Below are 19,745 nucleotides of genomic sequence, written 5' to 3'. Positions count from 1 at the left end.
GTTCCTCGTCAGGGCTCGGCCGCCATCTCCAGCCGCGGCAGCAGCGGCAGGTCGGCCGCGACCTCGGCGATCATCCGGCGCAGCCACAGCACGTCGGGCGCGGCGTGGCAGCGCTCGTGCCATAGCTGGTAGAAGCGCATGCGCGGGAACGACACCGGCGCCGGCACCATCCGGATCGGCAGGTATTGCGCATAGTGCGCGGCGAACTGCCGGCCGGTGGTGAAGACCATGTCGGTCTTCATCAATACATAGGGCACCAACCCGAAATACGGCAGCGTGACCTGGATGCGGCGCTTGTAGCCCTGCTCCGCCAGCGCCTGGTCGATCATGCTCCGCTGCATCGACGCATACGGCGCCGGCGCCAGATGCGGCATCTCCAGGTAGTGCTTCAGCGACAGCCCCTTCTTCGCCAGCGGATGCTGGGCGCCGAGCATGCAGACCACCTCGTCCTCGAACAGCGGCGAGATATGCAGATGCTCGGGCGGCGACAGCCAGTTGCCGATCACGATGTCGAGCTTGCCCTGCTCCAGCTCCTCCAGAAAGTCCGTGGCGCTGGTCAGCGGATGGACGAACAGCTTCGCGCCCGGCGCCAGCCGGCGCACCCGCTCGACGATATTGGGCAGGAAGAAGGCGTCCAGATAATCGGGCGCGCCCAGATGGAAGGTGCGGTCGGTGGTGGCCGGATCGAACTGCTGCGGCGGCCGCGCGATGCGGTCCATCGCCGCCAGGCTCTGTTCGGCCAGCTCCAGCAGCTCGCGGCCGCGTTCGGTCGGCACCATGCCGCTCTTGCCGCGCACCAGGATCGCGTCGCCGGTGATCTCGCGCAGCCGCTTGAGCGTATTGCTGATGGCCGGCTGCGATTGCCCCATCCGCACCGCCGTGCGCGTGACGCTCTGCTCGGTCAGCAGGGTATGCAATACCCGAAGCAGATAGGTGTCCAGATGGTCGCGTCCGTGCATGATGAATTCGTCCGGCCTGATAAGCCTGCGGGCCGGTGGCGTGGGGATAAGGATCGGCGCATAGTGTATGCCAGTCACCCTGGCAGCGGTCAATTCGGCGCAAACCCGCGGAATCCCCGCAAATCTGTGCACTGCAGCGCAATCGGGGGGCGCGGCGGCGGGCCCGCGGGCGGCGTGCGCGTCATGATGGGGCATATCACCTGGGCCGAATATTGCTACTCGGCGCGAGTGCTATGTTTGTCCCCATCGCAAGGAGATAAAACGACCATGGAGACACAACCCATCCGCTTCTACCATCGCGGCCAGGTTCAGCAGGTCACCGATGCCCCGATCACCCGCACCGTGCTGCAATACCTGCGCGAGGATGCGCGTTGCACCGGCACCAAGGAAGGCTGCGCCGAGGGCGACTGCGGCGCCTGCACCGTGGTGATCGGCGAACTGCAGCAGGATGGCGAACTGAGCTTCAAGGCCGTCAACTCCTGCATCCAGTTCCTGCCCACGCTCGACGGCAAGGCGCTGATCACGGTCGAGGACCTGCGCCAGGCCGACGGCTCGCTGCATCCGGTGCAGGAAGCGATGGTCGAATGCCACGGCTCGCAATGCGGCTTCTGCACGCCGGGCTTCGTGATGTCGCTGTGGGCGCTGTACCAGCAGCACCAGCCGGGCGGACCCGCGCCGGACCGCCAGACCATCTGCGACGCGCTGACCGGCAACCTGTGCCGCTGCACCGGCTACCGCCCGATCATCGAGGCGGGCCAGCGCATGATGTCGCTGCCCGCCCCGCACGCCAGCCGGCTCGAGCCGAAGGCGATCGCCACCGCGCTGCGCACGCTGATACGCGAGGACACCTTCCACTATCGCGACCCGTCGGGGGCCGTCTTCCATGCGCCGCGCACCGCCTCGGCCTTCGCCGCGCTGAAGGCCGACGATCCGTCCGCGCGCATCCTGGCCGGCAGCACCGACGTGGGCCTGTGGGTCACCAAGCAGTTCCGCGAGCTGGGCAATCTGCTCTATGTCGGCCAGGTCGAGGACATGCAGCAGGTCGTCGAGCACGATGGCGTCATCGAGATCGGCGCCGCCGTCTCGCTGGAACGCGCCTATGCCGCGCTGACCGAGGCGCATCCCGAGCTGGAAGAACTTTGGAAACGCTTCGCCTCGCTGCCGATCCGCAACGCCGGCACGCTCGGCGGCAATATCGCCAACGGCTCGCCGATCGGCGACTCGATGCCGGCGCTGATCGCGCTCGGCGCCGAGGTCGTGCTGCAGCATCGCGACACGCGCCGCACGCTGCCGCTCGAGGACCTGTACCTGGCCTACCAGAAGACCGCGATGGCCGAAGGCGAGTTCGTCGCGGCGCTGCGCGTGCCGGTGTCCGGGCCCCAGCACTTCCGTACCTACAAGCTGTCCAAACGTTTTGACGAGGACATTTCCGCGGTCTGCGCCGCCTTCGGCATCACCGTCGCCGACGGCGTGGTCCGCCAGGCCCGCATCGCCTTCGGCGGCATGGCGGCCACGCCCAAGCGCGCGGCCCAGGCCGAAGCCGCGCTGCTCGGCCAGCGCTGGGACGAAGCCACCGTCAAGGGCGCGATGGCCGCGCTGTCGCGGGACTACACGCCGCTGACCGACATGCGCGCCACCGCCGAATACCGCGCGCGCGGCGCCGCCAATCTGCTGTACCGCTTCTGGCTGGAGACGCGCGACGATGCGCTGCCGGCCGCGGCCGTCAACGTACGGGCGCCCGGCGCGGGCAGCGTGCCCGCCTCCGCGGCCACCGCGGCCACCGTTTAAGAAGAGGAGCGATCGGCATGAACAAGCAAACCGAGGCCTTCCTGCTCGACACCGGTGCCGCCAACGGCGGTGCCCCCGCGACGGCGGACTTCAGCGGCCGCGACCTCGCCGCGCATATCGCCGCCGAGGCGCCGCCGCAGATCGGCGTGTCGCGCCCGCACGAGTCGGCGCATCTGCACGTGGCCGGCACGGCGACCTATACCGACGACATCCCCGAACTCGCCGGCACGCTGCACGCCGCGCTCGGCATGAGCGCCCGCGCCCATGCCCGCATCCGCTCGATCGCGCTCGACAAGGTGCGCGCCGCGCCCGGCGTCGTCGCGGTGCTGACCGCGAAGGACATCCCCGGCGTCAACGACTGCGGCCCGATCATCCACGACGACCCGATCCTGGCGAGCGACACGGTGCAGTTCGTCGGCCAGCCGATCTTCGTCGTGGTGGCCTCCTCGCACGATGCCGCGCGCCGCGCGGCGCGCCTGGCCGCGATCGATTACGAAGACCTGCCGCCGATCCTGTCGCCGCAAGCTGCGCACGAGGCCGGCAGCTACGTGCTGCCGCCCATGCATCTGGAGCGCGGCCAGCCGCGCGAGCATCTGGGCAAGGCCGCGCATCGCGACAAGGGCCATATCCGCCTCGGCGGCCAGGAGCAGTTCTATCTGGAAGGCCAGATCGCCTATGCGGTGCCGAAGGAAAACGACGGCATGCACGTTTGGTGTTCGACCCAGCATCCGACCGAGATGCAGCACGCGGTCGCCCACGTGCTGGGCTGGCAGGTGCATCAGGTGCTGGTCGAATGCCGGCGCATGGGCGGCGGCTTCGGCGGCAAGGAATCGCAGTCCGCGCTGTTCGCCTGCTGCGCGGCGCTGGCCGCGTGGAAGCTGATGTGCCCGGTCAAGCTGCGTCCGGACCGCGACGACGACATGATGATCACCGGCAAGCGCCACGACTTCGTGTTCGACTACGAGGTCGGCCACGACCCGCAGGGCCGCATCGAGGCGGTCGCGGTGGAAATGGTGTCGCGCGCCGGCTTCTCGGCCGACCTGTCGGGCCCGGTGATGACCCGCGCGATCTGCCATTTCGACAACGCCTACTGGCTGCCGCACGTGCAGATCGACGGCTACTGCGGCAAGACCAACACGCAGAGCAATACCGCCTTCCGCGGCTTCGGCGGACCGCAGGGCGCGTTCGCGATGGAGTACATCCTCGACAATATCGCGCGTACCGTGGGCCGCGATGCCCTCGACGTGCGCCGCGACAACCTGTACGGCAAGACCGAGCGCAACGTGACGCCCTACGGCCAGACCGTCGAGGACAACGTCATCCACGAACTGCTCGACCAGCTCGAGGCCAGCAGCGACTACCGCGCCCGGCGCGAGGCCACGCGCGCGTTCAACGCGGCCAGCCCGGTGCTGAAGAAGGGCATCGCGATCACGCCGGTCAAGTTCGGCATCTCGTTCAACGTCGCCCACTTCAACCAGGCGGGCGCGCTGGTGCACGTCTATAACGACGGTTCGGTGCTGGTCAATCACGGCGGCACCGAGATGGGCCAGGGGCTGAACACCAAGGTGGCGATGGTGGTCGCGCACGAGCTGGGCATCCGGCTCGAACGCGTGCGCGTGACCGCGACCGACACCAGCAAGGTCGCCAACACCTCGGCGACGGCCGCCTCGACCGGCACCGACCTGAACGGCAAGGCCGCGCAGGACGCGGCGCGCCAGATCCGCGAGCGGCTGGCCGCCTTCGCCGCGCGCCAGGCCGGCGTCGATCCGTCGACCGTGCGCTTCGGCGACGACCTGGTGGTGGCGGGCGAGCTGCGCCTGCGCTTCGACGAGCTGGCGCGCCAGGCCTATGTGGCCCGCGTGCAGCTGTGGTCCGACGGTTTCTACGCGACGCCCAAGCTGCATTGGGACCAGAGCAAGCTGCAGGGCCGGCCGTTCTACTACTACGCCTACGGCGCCGCCTGCTCCGAAGTGCTGGTCGACACGCTGACCGGAGAATTCCGGCTGCTGCGCGCCGACGTGCTGCACGACGTCGGCCGCTCGCTGAATCCGGCAATCGATATCGGCCAGGTCGAAGGCGGCTTCATCCAGGGCATGGGCTGGCTGACCACCGAGGAGCTGTGGTGGAACAAGGACGGCAAGCTGATGACGCATGCGCCGTCGACCTACAAGATCCCGACCGTCAACGACTGCCCCGAAGTGTTCAACGTGCGGCTGTTCGAGAACCGCAACGCCGAGGACAGCATCCACCGCTCGAAGGCGGTCGGCGAGCCGCCGCTGCTGCTGCCGTTCTCGGTGTTCTTCGCGATCCGCGATGCCGTTGCCAGCCTGGGCGGCTACCGCATCAACCCGCCGCTCGATGCGCCGGCGACCGCCGAGGCGATCCTGAACGCGGCCGATGCCGTGCGTCAGGCCGCGGCCGCGTGATCGCGGTCCCCGACGGCACGAAAGCGATCATGCAGGACGCTCCGCTCAAGCCCTTCCGCTTCGCCGATGCCGCCGCCCTGGTGCGCGCCGGCGTGCCGGTGGCGATGGTGACCATCGTCGAGGTCAAGGGCTCCGCGCCGCGCGAGCCCGGCATCCGCATGCTGGTGACCGGCGACGACCTGATCGGCACCATCGGCGGCGGGCATCTGGAATGGCGCGGCATGGCGATCGCGCGCGAGATGCTCGATGCGGCCGCGCGCGGCGAGGCCGCTTCTCTCGCGCCCGATGCCACGCGCCGCGTCGTGCGGATTCCGCTCGGGCCCGCGCTGGGCCAGTGCTGCGGCGGCGTGGTGCAGCTCGGCTTCGAGCGGCTTGGCGCGGCCGATCTGGAATGGCTCGACGCGGTGGAAGCGGCCTTTGCCGCGCGCCGCACCGTGACGCGCACGGTGCCGGCCGCCGGCCCGGTGCGCCATGCCGTCGACCGCACGCCCTTGCCGACGCTGCCCGCCGTCACGCTGCACGAGGACGGCAGCTGGACCGACCTGCTGGCCCCGGACGAGATGCACGTGGTGCTGTTCGGCGCCGGCCATGTCGGCCATGCGCTGGTCAAGGTGCTCGGCACGCTGCCGTGCACGGTCCATTGGGTCGACGAGCGCGACACGCTGTTTCCGGCCGGCCTGCCCGGCAACGTGGTGGCCGAGGCCACCGATACGGCCGAGGCGGTGGTCGATCACGCGCCGCCCGGCAGCTACTTCCTGGTGATGACGCACAGCCATGCGCTGGACCAGGCGCTGTGCGAACGGATCCTGCGGCGCACCGACTTCGCGTACTTCGGGCTGATCGGCTCCAAGACCAAGCGCGCCCGCTTCGAACACCGGATGGTCGAGCATGGCATCGACCCGGCCGCCTTTGCGCGGATGACCTGCCCGATCGGCGTCGCGGGCATCACCGACAAGGCTCCGGCTATGATTGCAGTTGCCATCGTCGCCCAGCTGCTGCAAGTGCGCGATCAGCGCCTGGCCGCGCTGCGCTCCGACGCACCGGCAACGCAGCGGGACGGCGGGCAACCGGGCGAAGGCGATAGCGACAGCGGCAGCCCCGCCCACCGGTAACCGCGCCGGCCTTCTGCTCGAACCCGAACAGCATGCCGGCATAGCAAAAAAGGATCCCCCCATGACGCTCGACGCCGCGCTCGCGGAACGCATCCGCCGCACTCCCAAGGCCGAACTGCATGTGCACATCGAAGGGACGCTCGAGCCCGAGCTGATCTTCCGGCTCGCGCAGCGCAACCAGGTCAAGCTGCCCTACCCCAGCGTCGAGGCGCTGCGCGCCGCCTATGCGTTCACCGACCTGCAGTCCTTCCTCGACATCTACTATGCCGGCGCCAGCGTGCTGCTGACCGAGGAAGACTTCTTCGACATGACGATGGCGTACGTCGAGCGCGCCGTCGCCGACAACGTGCGCCACGCGGAAATCTTCTTCGATCCGCAGACGCATACCGCGCGCGGCGTGGACATCGAGATCGTGATCGACGGCATCGCCGACGCCCTGGCGCAGGCGCGCACGCAGTACGATTTCTCCAGCAGCATGATTCTCTGCTTCCTGCGGCATCTGTCGGAGGAAGACGCGTTCGCCACGCTCGAAGCCGCGCTGCCCTATCGCGACCGCTTTATCGGCGTCGGCCTCGATTCGTCGGAGCGCGGCAATCCGCCCGAGAAGTTCGCGCGGGTATTTGCCCGCGCGCGCGAGCTGGGCCTGCATCGCGTGGCCCATGCCGGCGAGGAAGGCCCCGCCGACTATGTCCGCGACGCGCTCGACATCCTGCAGGTCGAGCGGATCGACCACGGCGTGCGCGCCATCGACGATCCGGCGCTGGTCGAGCGGCTGGCGCGCGAACGCATCGCGCTGACGGTCTGCCCGCTGTCGAACCAGAAGCTCAAGGTCTATCCGGACCTGCGCGACCATTCGCTGAAGAAGCTGCTGGATGCCGGCGTCGCGGTGACGATCCATTCGGACGACCCGGCCTATTTCGGCGGCTATATGAACGCCAACTGGGAAGCGACCTTCGATGCGCTGCCCCTCGATGCCGCCGACGCGCACCGGCTCGCACGCAACAGCTTCGAGGCGAGTTTCCTGCGGCCGGCCCTGAAGGCCGAATACCTGACCGAGGTCGACCGCTTCTGGCAATCGGCCAGCCCCACGACGCCGGCAAGCGCCGCGACGGCTTGACGCCGTTGCGGCCTTGACCGGCGCAACATCGGGCCGGCGCCCCGCGCCGGCCTTCTCCAACCCCACGACCATGAACCAGACCACCAGCTCCTCTTCCCCGACCGGTACCACCCGCGCCATCCGCGGCCGCGTGCTGCATTTCCTGCGCGACCCGCAATTCCATGATGACGCGTATCAGTATTGGGAAGACGGTGTGCTGCTGGTCGCCAATGGCCGCATCGCCGCGGCCGGCCCCTACGCCGAACTGGCGCATTCGATTGCCCCGGACACCGAGGTGATCGACCATCGCGGCAAGCTGATCGTGCCGGGCTTTATCGATACGCACGTGCACTACCCGCAGACCGACATCATCGCGTCGCCGTCGCCGGGCCTGCTGCACTGGCTCGACACCTATACCTTCCCCGAGGAGCGCCGCTTCGCCGAGCCCGAATACGCGGCCGCGGTGGCCAGCTTCTTCGCCGACGAGCTGCTGCGCAACGGCACCACCAGCGCGCTGGTCTGGAGCACCGTGCATGCCGCCTCGGCCGACGCGCTGTTCGCCCAGAGCCATCGCCGCAATCTGCGGCTGGCGACCGGCAAGGTACTGATGGACCGCCATTGCCCGGACTTCCTGCGCGATACCGCGGAATCGGGCGCGCGCGAATCGGCCGATCTGCTGTCGCGCTGGCATGGCAAGGGGCGCCTGTCCTATGCGATCACGCCGCGCTTCGCGCCGACCTCGACCGAGGCGCAGCTGGCAGCTTGCGGCGAGCTGGCGCGCGCCTACCCCGATGCGCTGATCCAGACCCACGTGGCCGAGAACCGCGACGAGGTCAAATGGGTCGCGGAGCTGTTCCCGCAGGCGCGCAGCTATCTGGACGTCTACGATCGATACGGCCTGCTGCGCCCGGGCGCGTTCTACGGCCATGCGATCCATCTGGATGACGACGATCGCCGCCGGCTCGCCGATACCGGCGCGGCCGTGGCGCACTGCCCGACCTCGAACCTGTTCCTCGGCAGCGGCCTGTACGACTTCCACCAGTCGGACGCGCATCGGCTCAATCTGACGCTGGCCACCGACGTCGGCGGCGGCACCTCGTTCTCGATGCTGCGCACGATGAACGCCGCGCACAAGGTCGCCCGGATGGGCGGCTACCACCTGACCGCGCTGCGGATGTTCTACCTTGCCACGCGCGCGCCGGCCGATGCGCTGGGCTGGGGCGACCGCGTCGGCAGCTTCGCGCCGGGCAACGAGGCCGACTTCATCGTGCTCGACCCCGACGCCACGCCGCTGCTGGGCCGCCGCAGCGCGCGCTCGGAAACGCTCGAGGAGCAGCTGTTCGCGTTTGCGATGCTGGGCGACGATCGGGTGATCGACAGCGTCTACGTGATGGGCGAGCGGGCGGGCGTCTAAGCGCCTCGCCAGCCCCGAACGGCGCCGGACAGGCCGCGCAGGCGGTCCGGCGCCGTGGCTTGACCGCGGTCAAGGCGGTTGTCATCGATCTGCATTACGCTGGCCCGCGCCATTCGACAATGCCGATGCCAAGATGACCACACCCGCCTCAGCCGTTGCACCCGTCTCGCCCGTCTCGCCCGTCTCGCTCGTTTCCCCCGCCCCAGCCGTTCCCGCGGCCTCGGCCGTTCCGTCCGCCGATGCCGATGGTTCCGGCCATCCGCCCGCGCCGCTGTCTGCCGACGCGCCGCTGCCGCCGCGCAAGATCATCCGCGGCTGGCTGATTCCGCTGTCCGAGCGCAGCACGCCGCGCGCGCTGCTGCTGTTCGCGCTCGACGCGACGCTGTTCATCGCCGCCCTCGCCGCGCTGGTCGTCGCCCCGCACTGGCTCGCCAAGCTCGGGCTCGGCGTGCTGGCCGGCGTGCTGATCGCGCGCCTGTTCATCCTCGGGCACGATGCCTGCCACCAGAGCCTGACGCCGCGCCGCGGCCTGAACAAATGGCTGGGCCGGATCGCCTTCCTGCCGTCGCTGACGCCATACAGCCTGTGGGAGGTCGGGCATAACGTCGTCCATCACGGCTATACCAACCTGAAGGGCTTCGACTTCGTCTGGGCCCCGTGTTCGATGCAGGAATACGCGGCGCTGCCGTGGTGGCGGCGCGCGCTCGAACGGCTGTACCGCAACGGCCTGGGTGCCGGGCTGTATTACCTGATCGAGATCTGGTGGCTGAAACTGTTCTTCCCCAGCCGGCGGCAGATGGCGACGCGCCGCAAGATCTTCCTGTTGGACTGCCTGCTGGTGGCCGGCTTTGCGGCGCTGTGGATCGGCTCGCTGGTCTGGCTGGCGCTGGCGACACAGCAGTCGGTCGCGCTGCTGCTGGTGGCCGGCTTCGCCGTGCCCTTCCTGGTCTGGAACGCGACCGTCGGTTTCGTGCTGTACGTCCACCATACCCATGAGAGCGTGGCCTGGTACGACAGCAAGACGATGTGGGCGCGCGCACAGCCCTTCGTCTCGACCACGGTCCATCTGCGCTTTCGTCATGGTGTCGGCACCCTGCTGCACCACATCATGGAACACACCGCCCATCACGTCGACATGAGCGTGCCGCTGTACCGGCTCAAGCGGGCGCAGGAGCTGCTCGAGCAGGCGCTGCCCGGCCGCATCGTGGTGCAGAACTTCTCGTGGCGCTGGTATTTCGATACCGCGCGCCGCTGCAAGCTGTACGACTTCCAGGCGCGGTGCTGGACCGACTTCCGCGGCCGCCGCACCACCGCGCCGTCGGCGGTGCCGGCGTAGTGGGCGCGGTGTTGGCGCGGCCCGGGCGCGGTGTTGGCGCGGTGTTGGCGCGGTCCGGGCGCGGTCCGGGCGCGATCTGTGCCCAGTCCGAGGCCGGTCTGCGCCAGATCCTGGCGCGATCCGCTGCGTCACAGGCTAGCCGCGGTATGGACGACCGCCTCGCAGACTGGCTATAATCGCGCTTCCTCATTGGGGAGTAGCCGCCCTGCCGCCCGGCACCGAGCCTGGCGACAGGGGCGTACGTCAACAGACTTGACCGCTTGCGGTTATGGCGTGCGCAGCTTCGGAACGGTGCAATGCCTGTTCCAGGGCCTGGCGAGACCGATGACGTCGTTTTTCGGCTGGGCCGGGGAAAACGCACGTCATTGGCATCTCGCGATGCGTCCGGCCCGCTGCTCCGATAACAACGAATGGAATCCCTGCTCGTCTCGACCGGTATCGTCGCCCTCGCGGAAATGGGCGACAAGACCCAGCTGCTCTCGCTCATCCTCGCTGCGCGCTACCGCAAGCCCATCCCCATCATCCTCGGCATCCTGATCGCGACGCTGGTCAATCACGGCCTGGCCGGCGCGCTCGGCGGCTGGATCACGCAAATGGTCGGCCCGGCGCTGCTGCGCTGGATCCTCGGCCTGGGCTTCATCGCGATGGGCGCATGGATGCTGATCCCCGACAAGCTCGACGAGACCGAAAAGCCCAAGGCAGTCAAGGGCGCGTTCGGCGTGCTGTGCGCGACCGTCGTGGTGTTCTTCTTCGCCGAGATGGGCGACAAGACCCAGATCGCCACCGTCGCCCTCGCCGCCCGCTTCAGCACCGATATCCTCGCCGTGGTCGCCGGCACCACGATCGGCATGATGCTGGCCAACGTGCCCGCCGTGCTGCTCGGCGAACGCTTCGCCCACCGGCTGCCGATCCGGCTGGTCCACCGCATCGCCGCGGCGGTGTTCGTCGCGCTGGGCGTGGTGGCGTTGATGGACATCGCGCGCTAGAACGCCCACCAGCCGCACCCAAAAAGCAGCCGCCCATAAAAAAACGGGGCTTTCGCCCCGTTCAAACCCTCGCCGGTCCGGTACTGCGGTCGCCGACTGCGCGGCCACCGGACCGTCGATCACCGATCGGCGGGTTATTGCGTCGTGTTGGCGCCGGACTCGAACCACTGGCCCAGCAGCGCGCGCTCGTCGTCCGTGATCTGCGTGACGTTGCCCAGCGGCATCGCCTTCTGCTGCACGGCCTGCTGATAGATCAGCTGGGCATGCGCCTTGATCTCGTCGGCGGTATCGAGCTTGATGCCCTTGGCCGCGGTGGGCATCATCTTCGGCGCCTCGGCATGGCACTGCACGCAGCGCGCGTTCATGATCTCCTGCACCTTGGCGAAGCTGACCTTGGTCGCGGTGGCGCCGTCCGGTTGCGCGGCCACAGGCTGGCGCGGCTGCGGGGCGATCATCACGGCGACCACGCCGAGCGCGGCAACGCCGGCGGCAGGCCACAGGACATTGATCTTGCCCTTGTGCTTCAGGATGAAGAACTGGCGGATCAGCACGCCGGCCAGCATGATCAGCACCAGCACGACCCAGTTGTACTTGTGCGCGTAGGTCATGCTGTAGTGGTTCGACAGCATCGCGAACAGCACCGGCAGCGTGAAATAGGTGTTATGCACGCTGCGCTGCTTGGCGTTCTTGCCGTGGATCGGATCGACCGGCTTGCCTTCGCGCATCGCCGCGACGGTCTTGCGCTGCCCCGGGATGATCCACACCAGCACGTTGGCGCTCATGATGGTGGCGATCATCGCGCCGGTCAGCAGGAACGCGGCGCGGCCCGAGAACAGGTGGCAGGCCACATAGGCGGCCAGCACCACGTACAGCGCCACCAGGATGCCGACCACGCGATCGTTCTTGCCGAACACGCGGCAGATGCAGTCGTAGACCACCCAGCCCACCAGCAGGTACGCCACCGCCAGGCCGACCGCCGCGCCGGGCGACATGTCGTAGACGTTCTTGTCGATCAGGAACGTGCTGGCGTTGAACAGGTACAGCACCACCAGCAGCGCGAAGCCCGTCATCCAGGTCGAATACGACTCCCAATAGAACCAGTGCAGGTTCTCTGGCAGCTTCTTCGGTGCGGTCAGGTATTTCTGCGGGTTGTAGAAGCCGCCGCCGTGCACGGCCCACAGCTCGCCGCCGACGCCCTTGTCCACCAGATCGGGATCGACCGGCTTTTGCAGGCTGTTGTCCAGCCAGACGAAGTAGAACGACGAGCCGATCCACGCGATCGCGGTAATCACGTGGGCCCAGCGCAGCAGCAGATTGGCCCAGTCGAGAATGTAGCCTTCCATCTCTTGTCTCCTGTTTCCCTCGCTGCGCGAATCAGCTGCCGCGGTAGGTCGAATACGACCACGGCGACACCAGCAGCGGCACGTGGTAATGCGCGTTCGTATCGGCAATGCCGAAACGCAGCGTCACCACGTCGAGAAAGGCGGGCTCGGGCAACTGCACGCCGCGCGCGCGGAAATAATCCCCGGCACCGAATTCGAGCTCGTAGACGCCGACGGCAAAGTCGGCGCCCTCGAGCAGCGGCTGATCGCAACGGCCGTCGTGATTGGTCACAACGGTCTTCAGCGTTTCGCGGCGATTGTCAACAATTTTGGAAAGGGTAATCGACAGGCCTTGGCCGGGAATGCCTGCGGCGGTGTCGAGAACGTGGGTGGTCAAGCGTCCCATGGTCTGGTTCCTTAGCACGTGGGTGGTGAGAGGCGCCGCTGCCTTCACTAGCACCATTTGTGGGTATGGTGCCCGCTCGGTACGTCTTTTCAACGCATCCCGGCGCAGAACTGGTGCATGGCGACAATGCGCTGCACCAATCCGGATGACAACTGCGGGATTACCCGTAGTTGTCGAAAACCTGGTTCGGTTTTGTTGACAATATTGAATGCACAACCAAATAATTGTCAACAATTTTTGGATCGGCGCCCTCGGACGAGGCGCGGCCGAACCCTCTACCAGCGGGTGCCCACGATGTCCAAGACTCTCAAGCTGATTGCCGGCGCCGATGAAGGCGCCGCGCCCAACGAAACGAAGCCGCGCAAGGGTTCGGTCGAGGAGCGCATGTATCACGAGATCTACGACGCGATCATGGAGCATCGGCTGCCGCCGCGCACCAAGCTGACCGAGCATTCGCTTTGCGACATCTATGCCACCGCGCGGCACACCGTGCGCAAGGTGCTGGCCCGTCTCGCGGCCGACGGCATGGTGGACCTCGAACCGAATCGCGGCGCCTTCATCGCCAGCCCTTCCACCGACGAGGCGCACGACATGTTCGAGCTGCGCCAGATGCTCGAGCGCGCGGTGCTGGAAAAGCTCGCGGCGCAGCGCAATGTCCGCAGCGTGATCGCGCCGGTGCGCCAGATGGTCCAGCAGGAACGGCAGGCCTTCCTGAACAACGAACGGCCCAAGTGGATCCGGCTGTCGGCCGAATTCCATACCGCGCTCGCCGAGCTGTCCGGCAACGCGCTGCTGGTCACGATGATGCGCCGCCTGGTGTCGCGCACCACGCTGATGATCGCCAGCGTCGAGGCGCCGGGCAACAACGCCTGCTCCTTCGACGAACACGAGGCCATTCTCGATGCGCTGGAACAGGGCGACGCCGCCCTGGCGCAATCGCGCATGGCGCACCATCTCGGCGCCTGCGCCGACCGCGTACAGCCCGACGATCCGGGCAGCTTCGATCTTCGCAGCGTGCTGGGACGCTCCACCTAGCCCGCTGTTCCACCCTGCCGGCGCCCCGCCCAGCTTTCGCAGCCCGCCCAGCCACGCGCACCCTCGCAGGTGCCGGCAGCGGGCCCAGGCCCGGATCGTTCCGAACGATCTGGCCGGACGCAGCAGAAGGCATGCGGACGCCAAGCAAACGTCCAACCATCGGAGAGGAGACAAACACAATGACAAGCGCAAGCACCACGGTCCCCACGGACCTGACCAACGAGCGCCTGCCCTCGGGGCGGCTGCTCGCGCTCGGGCTGCAGCATGTACTGGTGATGTACGCGGGCACCGTGGCGGTGCCGCTGATCGTCGGCGGCGCGCTGAAGCTGCCGAAGGACCAGCTGGCCTTCCTGATCAACGCCGACCTGTTCGCCGCCGGCATCGCCACGCTGATCCAGGCGTTCGGCTTCTGGAAATTCGGCATCCGGCTGCCGGTGATGATGGGTGTGACGTTCGCCTCGGTGGCGCCGATGATCGCGATCGGCACCGATCCCAATATCGGACTGCTGGGCATCTACGGCGCGGTGATTGCCTCCGGCCTGTTCGGCATCCTGATCGCGCCGATGATGGGCCGCATGCTCGGGCTGTTCCCGCCCGTGGTGACCGGCACGGTGATCACGCTGATCGGCGTGTCGCTGATGCGGGTCGGCATCAACTGGGCCGCCGGCGGCCAGCCCACCACCCGCGCGGTGATCGACGGCGTGGTCAAGGAAGTGCCCAACCTCGCCTACGGCGACCTGACCAACCTCGGCATCGCCGGGGCGGTGCTGGTCATCATCCTGCTGCTGACCAAGTACGGCCGCGGCCTGGTGTCGAACTGCGCGGTGCTGCTCGGCATCATCGCCGGCACGCTGATCGCGATGGCGATGGGCAAGGTGTCGTTCGAAGGCCTGCACGAGGCGAGCTATGTGGCCGTCATCACGCCGCTGCATTTCGGCATGCCGACCTTCCACTTCTCGGCGATCCTGTCGATGTGCATCGTGATGGTGATCACGCTGGTCGAATCGACCGGCATGTTCCTTGCACTGGCGGACATCACCGGCAAGCGGCTGTCCAACGCCGACCTGACGCGCGGCCTGCGCGCCGACGGCCTCGGCACGGTGATCGGTGGCGTGTTCAATACCTTCCCGTACACCTCGTTCTCGCAGAATGTGGGCCTCGTCACCGTGACCGGGGTGCGTTCGCGCTATGTCGCGGCGGCGGGCGGCCTGATCCTGATCGCCTTCGGCCTGTTCCCCAAGATGGCGCACGTGGTTGCCTCGGTGCCCCAGTTCGTGCTGGGCGGCGCCGGGATCGTGATGTTCGGCATGGTGGCCGCGACCGGCATCCGCATCCTGGGCTCGTGCGATTTCAACCGCAACCGCCACAACCTGTTCATCGTCGCGATCTCGATCGGCTTCGGCATGATCCCGACGCTGTCGCCGACCTTCTTCCAGTACCTGCCGAGCTGGACCCATGCGATCACGCACAGCGGCATCGTGCTGGGCACCGTGGTCGCGGTGGCGCTGAACCTGTTCTACAACGGCATGCAGTCGGCCGACGAAGCGATGCGCAACGCGGCCGCCAATACCCACGGCACGGAATAAGGCCAGCCGTGCGATTGCCCGCGTCGCCGCCTCGGTGGCGGCGCGGGCCGGGTCGATGCCGTGCGGCCTGTTTTGACAACCCGAGTGACCCTGATGACAAACCATAACTATCCACGCGATCTGATCGGTTACGGCAGCCAGCCGCCGCATGCCCAATGGCCGGGCGGCGCGCGCGTGGCGCTGCAGTTCGTGCTCAATTACGAGGAAGGCGGCGAGAACTGCGTGCTGCATGGCGACGCGGCGTCCGAGCAGTTCCTCTCCGAGATCGTCGGCGCGGCAGCCTACCCCGACCGCCACATGAGCATGGAGAGCATCTACGAATACGGCTCGCGCGCCGGTGTCTGGCGCATCCTGCGCGAGTTCGAGCAGCGCGGCCTGCCGCTGACCATCTTCGGGGTGTCGATGGCGCTGCAGCGCCATCCCGAGCTGACCCGCGCCTTCGTCGAGCTGGGCCACGAGATCGCCTGCCACGGCTGGCGCTGGATCCATTACCAGAACATCGACGAGGCCACCGAGCGCGAGCACATGCGCATCGCGATGCAGATCATCCGCGAGCTGACCGGCAGCGCGCCGCTGGGCTGGTACACCGGCCGCGACAGCCCCAACACGCGGCGCCTGGTGGTCGAGCACGGCGGCTTCGTCTACGACTCGGACTACTACGGCGACGACCTGCCGTTCTGGACCGAGGTGCAGACGAGCAACGGCGAGACGAAGCCGCATCTGGTGGTGCCCTACACGCTGGACTCGAACGACATGCGCTTTGCCACGCCGCAGGGCTTCAACACCGGCGAGCAGTTCTTCCAGTACCTGAAGGACGCCTTCGACGTGCTGTACGCCGAGGGCGATCCCCAGGGGCTGAACCAGCCGAAGATGCTGTCGATCGGCATGCATTGCCGGCTGCTCGGGCGGCCTGGGCGCTTTCGCGCGCTGCAGCGTTTCCTGGACTACGTGCAGTCGCACGACAAGGTCTGGATCGCGCGCCGCATCGATATCGCGCGGCACTGGATCGAGACGCATCCGTACACGGCCAGTGCGCCGCGGTGATACGCCACGGTGATACGCCGCGGTGATACGCCACGGCGGTGCGACACGGCAATGCCCCACCGCCATGCCCCTCTCCTGCGAACCCGAACCTGATAACCGAGTCCCGACGTGACCTACACCCTCTCCCAACTGAACGCGATGCCGTCCGCCGAATTCGTGCAGGCGCTGGGCGGCATCTATGAACACTCGCCCTGGGTCGCGGCCAGCGCCGCCGAGCAGCGTCCCTTCGCCGATCGCCAGTCGCTGGCCGCGGCGATGCGCGCCGCCGTCGACCAGGCCGGCGAAGCGGCCCAGCTCAAGCTGGTGCGCGCCCACCCGGAACTGGCCGGCAAGGCCGCGGTGCGCGGCGAGCTGACCGAGGAATCGACGCGCGAACAGAGCGGCGCCGGCCTGAATCAATGCACGCCGCAGGAGTTCGAACGGCTGCAGGCATTGAATGCCCGCTACAACGAGAAATTCGGCTTCCCGTTCATTCTGGCGGTACGCGGCTACGATCGCGCCGGCATCATCGACGAGTTCGCAAGACGCATCGACAATTCGCCGGCCGATGAGTTGCAAACATGCATCAACCAGATCCATCGGATTGCCCAGTTCCGCCTCGACGACTTAGTATCCGGCTGAGTCGAAATTCCGCTCGCATGGAACATGCGCATGGAGCAAGACCGCGCATCGGGCAAGGCCCCGGCAAGGGATCGCCGGCGCCCTGCCCGATGACACGATGAACGGCGCCCGAAGCCAGCGCCGTCCGCCGCCGGCACCCCCGCCACCGATGCCGGCGTGCATACCAAAAAGAGAACCCGTCAGGGACCCAGTACACAACGTTCCAACAGGATCAAACCACGGAGGTCTTTCATGCAGAAGCAGTTCAAGTTGGCGGCACTGGCCGCGGCCCTTTTCAGCGGCGCGGCCATGGCGCAATCGAGCGTCACGCTCTACGGCCAGGTCGACATGTTCGTCGGCGCGGTCAAGAACCCGGGCACCGGCGAGCGCGCCTGGGTCGCCAATTCGGGTGGCATGCAAACGTCGTACTGGGGTATCAAGGGTGCCGAGGATCTGGGTGGCGGACTCAAGGCGATCTTCGACCTGAACGGTTTCTATCGCACCGATAACGGCCGCACCGGCCGCTTCGACGGCGATGCGATGTTCAGCCGCAATGCCTATGTCGGGCTGCAGAGCGACCGCGCCGGTACGCTCAAGCTCGGCCGCAACACCACGCCGTATTTCATCTCGACCATCCTGTTCAACCCGCTGGTCGATTCGTACGTGTTCTCGCCGGCGATCTTCCACACCTACTTCACGGCCACCAACGGCACCGTGTTCGATCCGGGCATCATCGGCGATTCGGGCTGGAGCAATTCGCTGGTCTATTCGACGCCGACCTTCGGCGGCCTGACCGCGAACCTGATCTATTCGTTCGGCGAGCAGGCGGGTGCCACCGGCCGCAACAAGTGGGGCGGCAACCTGATGTATTTCAACGGCCCGCTGGCCGCGACGGTGGCCTTCCAGCAGGTCAAGTTCAACAACGTGCCGGGCGATGTCACCTCGCCGGCCACGCTGGCGGGCTTCGACAAGCAGAACGCGGTGCTGGCCGGCCTGTCGTACGACTTCAAGGTGGTCAAGCTGTTCGCCCAGGGTCAGTACATCAAGAGCGACGTGACCAATGCCAGCGGCGACATCAAGCACACCAGCGGCCAGATCGGCGCCTCGGTGCCCATCGGCGCCGGCAGCCTGCTCGCTTCGTATGGCTATGCGAAGGCCGAGAACAATGTCGACGACTTCAAGCGCAACACGTTCGCGATCGCCTACGACTACAACCTGTCGAAGCGCACCGACGTGTATGCCGCCTACTTCTACGACAAGATCACCGGCGCCGAGCACGGCGATTCGTTCGGTGTCGGCATTCGCCACAAGTTCTGATGAGGGGCGGGCCTGAACGGCCCGCGTTTGCCCTCCCGCCTGCCCTCTCTCCGGCGGAGAGGGCGGCCCTGCGGTGGTTCAATTTCCTCAGACAGGTCGATAAGTGGAAAATCACGATCGACGAGGAAAAAGACCGAACCATGAAGCAACGCCGCAAATTTGACCCTGCCTTCAAGCTGGAGGTGGTCCGGATGATCCGGGATCAAGGCCTGTCGGTGGCCGAGGTGTGCCACTCGATGGCCATTGGCGAGACGGCCGTACGGCGCTGGCTGGCCCAGTACGACGCCGAGCTCAAGGGCGAGAAGGGGATTGGTAGGCCGCTGACGCCGGAGCAGCAACGCATCCGTCAGCTGGAGGAAGAGAACCGGCGCCTGAAGGAGGACAACCTGATCCTAAAAAAGGCATCGGCCTTCTTCGCCCGCGAACTGAAGTGATGTATCACGCAGTCAGTGGTTTGCAGAAGGAGGCCATTCCCCTGAGCCGCGCCTGCCTGGCGCTGGGTGTCAGCCGCGCTGGCTATTATGCGTTCTTGCGCCGCCCCGGTGGCGACGCCAAGCGGACCAGACAGATGGTGTACGTGCGCGCCGCATTCGAGGCCAGCGGGCGCACCTATGGCAGCCGGCGGGTGGCGCGGGATGTGAGCCGGCAAGGGGTCAAGATCGGCCGGTATCGCGCTCGCACGCTGATGCGTCAGGCCCATCTGCGTCCGGTGTGGAAACGCAAATTTGTGGCAACGACCAACAGCCGGCACGACCGGCCGGTCGCGCGCAACGTGCTGGATCGACAGTTCAGACCCGCGGCGCCCAACCAGGCGTGGGTGTCGGATATCACGTATATCCGCACGCTAGAGGGCTGGCTGTACCTGGCGGTGGTGCTGGACCTGTACTCCCGCAAGGTCGTGGGCTGGTCCATGGCCGCGGCCATGCCGTCCACCCTGGTGGTAAGCGCGTTGCAGATGGCCATTGCGCACCGCAAGCCGGGGCCGGGTCTGATCGTGCATTCGGATCGTGGCAGCCAGTACGCCAGCGACGAGTACCAGAGCTTGCTGGCGCGTCACGGGATGGTCTGCAGCATGAGCCGCCTGGGCGACTGCTGGGACAACGCGGTGGCCGAACGCTTCTTCCTGAACTTGAAAATGGAGCGCGTGTGGCAGCGCCGCTACGCCGACCGGGCCGAAGCCCGGCGCGACATCATGCAGTACATCGTTGGCTTCTATAACCCCATGCGTCTGCATTCGACACTGGGGTATGAGTCGCCGCAGGATTACGAGGACAAGTTCAACCAGACCACCTTAACGACTGTCTGATAAAACTTGACC

The 19,745-nt window shown here is 67.1% G+C and carries 16 protein-coding genes and 1 riboswitch; of the genes, 13 read left to right on the top strand and 3 right to left on the bottom strand.

Going from position 1 to position 19,745, the window contains the following annotated elements; all coding sequences use genetic code 11:
- Window positions 1-8: 8 nt before the first annotated feature.
- A complete protein-coding gene (locus tag KZ686_RS08470; RefSeq protein ID WP_149319408.1) occupies window positions 9-959 on the bottom strand; it encodes a LysR substrate-binding domain-containing protein in 951 nt (316 codons plus the stop codon).
- A 267-nt stretch (window positions 960-1,226) separates the two neighbouring features.
- Between KZ686_RS08470 and xdhA the strand changes: the two genes are divergently transcribed.
- From xdhA to KZ686_RS08435, 7 genes are all read left to right on the top strand, one after another.
- The gene (gene xdhA / locus KZ686_RS08465; RefSeq protein ID WP_265632217.1) at window positions 1,227-2,747 is read left to right on the top strand and encodes a xanthine dehydrogenase small subunit; all 1,521 of its coding nucleotides are present in this window, start codon (window positions 1,227-1,229) and stop codon (window positions 2,745-2,747) included.
- Window positions 2,748-2,764: 17 nt separating this feature from the next.
- Window positions 2,765-5,173: a xanthine dehydrogenase molybdopterin binding subunit gene (gene xdhB, locus KZ686_RS08460; protein WP_265632215.1), complete on the top strand. Its 2,409-nt coding sequence runs from the start codon at window positions 2,765-2,767 to the stop codon at window positions 5,171-5,173.
- 29 nt (window positions 5,174-5,202) lie between these two features.
- Window positions 5,203-6,285 (top strand): xanthine dehydrogenase accessory protein XdhC, encoded by a 1,083-nt coding sequence (gene xdhC / locus KZ686_RS08455; protein ID WP_226109189.1) that lies wholly within the window; start codon window positions 5,203-5,205, stop codon window positions 6,283-6,285.
- A 61-nt stretch (window positions 6,286-6,346) separates the two neighbouring features.
- On the top strand, window positions 6,347-7,402 hold the full coding sequence (locus tag KZ686_RS08450; RefSeq protein ID WP_226109191.1) for an adenosine deaminase: 1,056 nt from the start codon (window positions 6,347-6,349) through the stop codon (window positions 7,400-7,402).
- 70 nt (window positions 7,403-7,472) lie between these two features.
- Window positions 7,473-8,795, top strand: a complete 1,323-nt coding sequence (guaD, locus tag KZ686_RS08445) for a guanine deaminase (RefSeq protein WP_226109192.1) — start codon at window positions 7,473-7,475, stop codon at window positions 8,793-8,795.
- A 133-nt stretch (window positions 8,796-8,928) separates the two neighbouring features.
- Window positions 8,929-10,131, top strand: a complete 1,203-nt coding sequence (locus KZ686_RS08440; RefSeq protein WP_265632213.1) for a fatty acid desaturase — start codon at window positions 8,929-8,931, stop codon at window positions 10,129-10,131.
- A 179-nt stretch (window positions 10,132-10,310) separates the two neighbouring features.
- A riboswitch (yybP-ykoY riboswitch) is annotated at window positions 10,311-10,492 on the top strand.
- A 49-nt stretch (window positions 10,493-10,541) separates the two neighbouring features.
- Window positions 10,542-11,117, top strand: a complete 576-nt coding sequence (locus KZ686_RS08435; protein WP_150083629.1) for a TMEM165/GDT1 family protein — start codon at window positions 10,542-10,544, stop codon at window positions 11,115-11,117.
- A gap of 134 nt (window positions 11,118-11,251) precedes the next feature.
- On the opposite strand, the gene KZ686_RS08430 is transcribed toward KZ686_RS08435, so the two are convergent.
- The gene (locus tag KZ686_RS08430) at window positions 11,252-12,460 is read right to left on the bottom strand and encodes a urate hydroxylase PuuD (protein WP_149319415.1); all 1,209 of its coding nucleotides are present in this window, start codon (window positions 12,458-12,460) and stop codon (window positions 11,252-11,254) included.
- Between the two features lie 31 nt (window positions 12,461-12,491).
- A complete protein-coding gene (gene uraH / locus KZ686_RS08425; RefSeq protein WP_149319441.1) occupies window positions 12,492-12,845 on the bottom strand; it encodes a hydroxyisourate hydrolase in 354 nt (117 codons plus the stop codon).
- Between the two features lie 294 nt (window positions 12,846-13,139).
- Here uraH and KZ686_RS08420 point away from each other — a divergent pair, with 294 nt between their 5' ends.
- The 6 genes from KZ686_RS08420 to KZ686_RS08395 all read left to right on the top strand — a co-directional run bounded on the left by KZ686_RS08420 (window position 13,140) and on the right by KZ686_RS08395 (window position 19,733).
- Window positions 13,140-13,880, top strand: a complete 741-nt coding sequence (locus tag KZ686_RS08420; RefSeq protein WP_238510539.1) for a GntR family transcriptional regulator — start codon at window positions 13,140-13,142, stop codon at window positions 13,878-13,880.
- A gap of 179 nt (window positions 13,881-14,059) precedes the next feature.
- Window positions 14,060-15,466, top strand: a complete 1,407-nt coding sequence (locus tag KZ686_RS08415) for a nucleobase:cation symporter-2 family protein (RefSeq protein ID WP_149319416.1) — start codon at window positions 14,060-14,062, stop codon at window positions 15,464-15,466.
- Window positions 15,467-15,559: 93 nt separating this feature from the next.
- Window positions 15,560-16,510, top strand: coding sequence for an allantoinase PuuE (puuE, locus tag KZ686_RS08410; RefSeq protein WP_265632210.1), 951 nt, complete (start codon window positions 15,560-15,562; stop codon window positions 16,508-16,510).
- Between the two features lie 138 nt (window positions 16,511-16,648).
- A complete protein-coding gene (uraD, locus tag KZ686_RS08405) occupies window positions 16,649-17,131 on the top strand; it encodes a 2-oxo-4-hydroxy-4-carboxy-5-ureidoimidazoline decarboxylase (protein WP_265633441.1) in 483 nt (160 codons plus the stop codon).
- Window positions 17,132-17,362: 231 nt separating this feature from the next.
- Window positions 17,363-18,427, top strand: a complete 1,065-nt coding sequence (locus KZ686_RS08400; RefSeq protein WP_265632208.1) for a porin — start codon at window positions 17,363-17,365, stop codon at window positions 18,425-18,427.
- Between the two features lie 116 nt (window positions 18,428-18,543).
- A protein-coding gene (locus KZ686_RS08395; RefSeq protein WP_390885778.1) for an IS3 family transposase occupies window positions 18,544-19,733 on the top strand; the annotation gives its coding sequence in 2 pieces (ribosomal slippage) (window positions 18,544-18,832 and window positions 18,832-19,733; 1,191 coding nt in all).
- Window positions 19,734-19,745: the final 12 nt, after the last annotated feature.

The sequence above is a fragment of the Cupriavidus cauae genome (assembly GCF_026210475.1).
In the GTDB taxonomy this organism is placed as follows: Bacteria; Pseudomonadota; Gammaproteobacteria; order Burkholderiales; family Burkholderiaceae; genus Cupriavidus; species Cupriavidus cauae.
This window is presented reverse-complemented; position numbering and strand designations above follow the sequence as displayed.

Coding starts and splice junctions, on each gene's coding strand:
- xdhC (WP_226109189.1), top strand. CDS start 5,203: ATGCAGGACGCTCCGCTCAAGCCCTTCCGCTTCGCCGATGCCGCCGCC.
- KZ686_RS08430 (WP_149319415.1), bottom strand. CDS start 12,460: ATGGAAGGCTACATTCTCGACTGGGCCAATCTGCTGCTGCGCTGGGCC.
- xdhB (WP_265632215.1), top strand. CDS start 2,765: ATGAACAAGCAAACCGAGGCCTTCCTGCTCGACACCGGTGCCGCCAAC.
- KZ686_RS08450 (WP_226109191.1), top strand. CDS start 6,347: ATGACGCTCGACGCCGCGCTCGCGGAACGCATCCGCCGCACTCCCAAG.
- KZ686_RS08470 (WP_149319408.1), bottom strand. CDS start 959: ATGCACGGACGCGACCATCTGGACACCTATCTGCTTCGGGTATTGCAT.
- KZ686_RS08440 (WP_265632213.1), top strand. CDS start 8,929: ATGACCACACCCGCCTCAGCCGTTGCACCCGTCTCGCCCGTCTCGCCC.
- KZ686_RS08420 (WP_238510539.1), top strand. CDS start 13,140: ATGTCCAAGACTCTCAAGCTGATTGCCGGCGCCGATGAAGGCGCCGCG.
- guaD (WP_226109192.1), top strand. CDS start 7,473: ATGAACCAGACCACCAGCTCCTCTTCCCCGACCGGTACCACCCGCGCC.
- puuE (WP_265632210.1), top strand. CDS start 15,560: ATGACAAACCATAACTATCCACGCGATCTGATCGGTTACGGCAGCCAG.
- uraH (WP_149319441.1), bottom strand. CDS start 12,845: ATGGGACGCTTGACCACCCACGTTCTCGACACCGCCGCAGGCATTCCC.
- KZ686_RS08415 (WP_149319416.1), top strand. CDS start 14,060: ATGACAAGCGCAAGCACCACGGTCCCCACGGACCTGACCAACGAGCGC.
- xdhA (WP_265632217.1), top strand. CDS start 1,227: ATGGAGACACAACCCATCCGCTTCTACCATCGCGGCCAGGTTCAGCAG.
- uraD (WP_265633441.1), top strand. CDS start 16,649: ATGCCGTCCGCCGAATTCGTGCAGGCGCTGGGCGGCATCTATGAACAC.
- KZ686_RS08435 (WP_150083629.1), top strand. CDS start 10,542: ATGGAATCCCTGCTCGTCTCGACCGGTATCGTCGCCCTCGCGGAAATG.
- KZ686_RS08400 (WP_265632208.1), top strand. CDS start 17,363: ATGCAGAAGCAGTTCAAGTTGGCGGCACTGGCCGCGGCCCTTTTCAGC.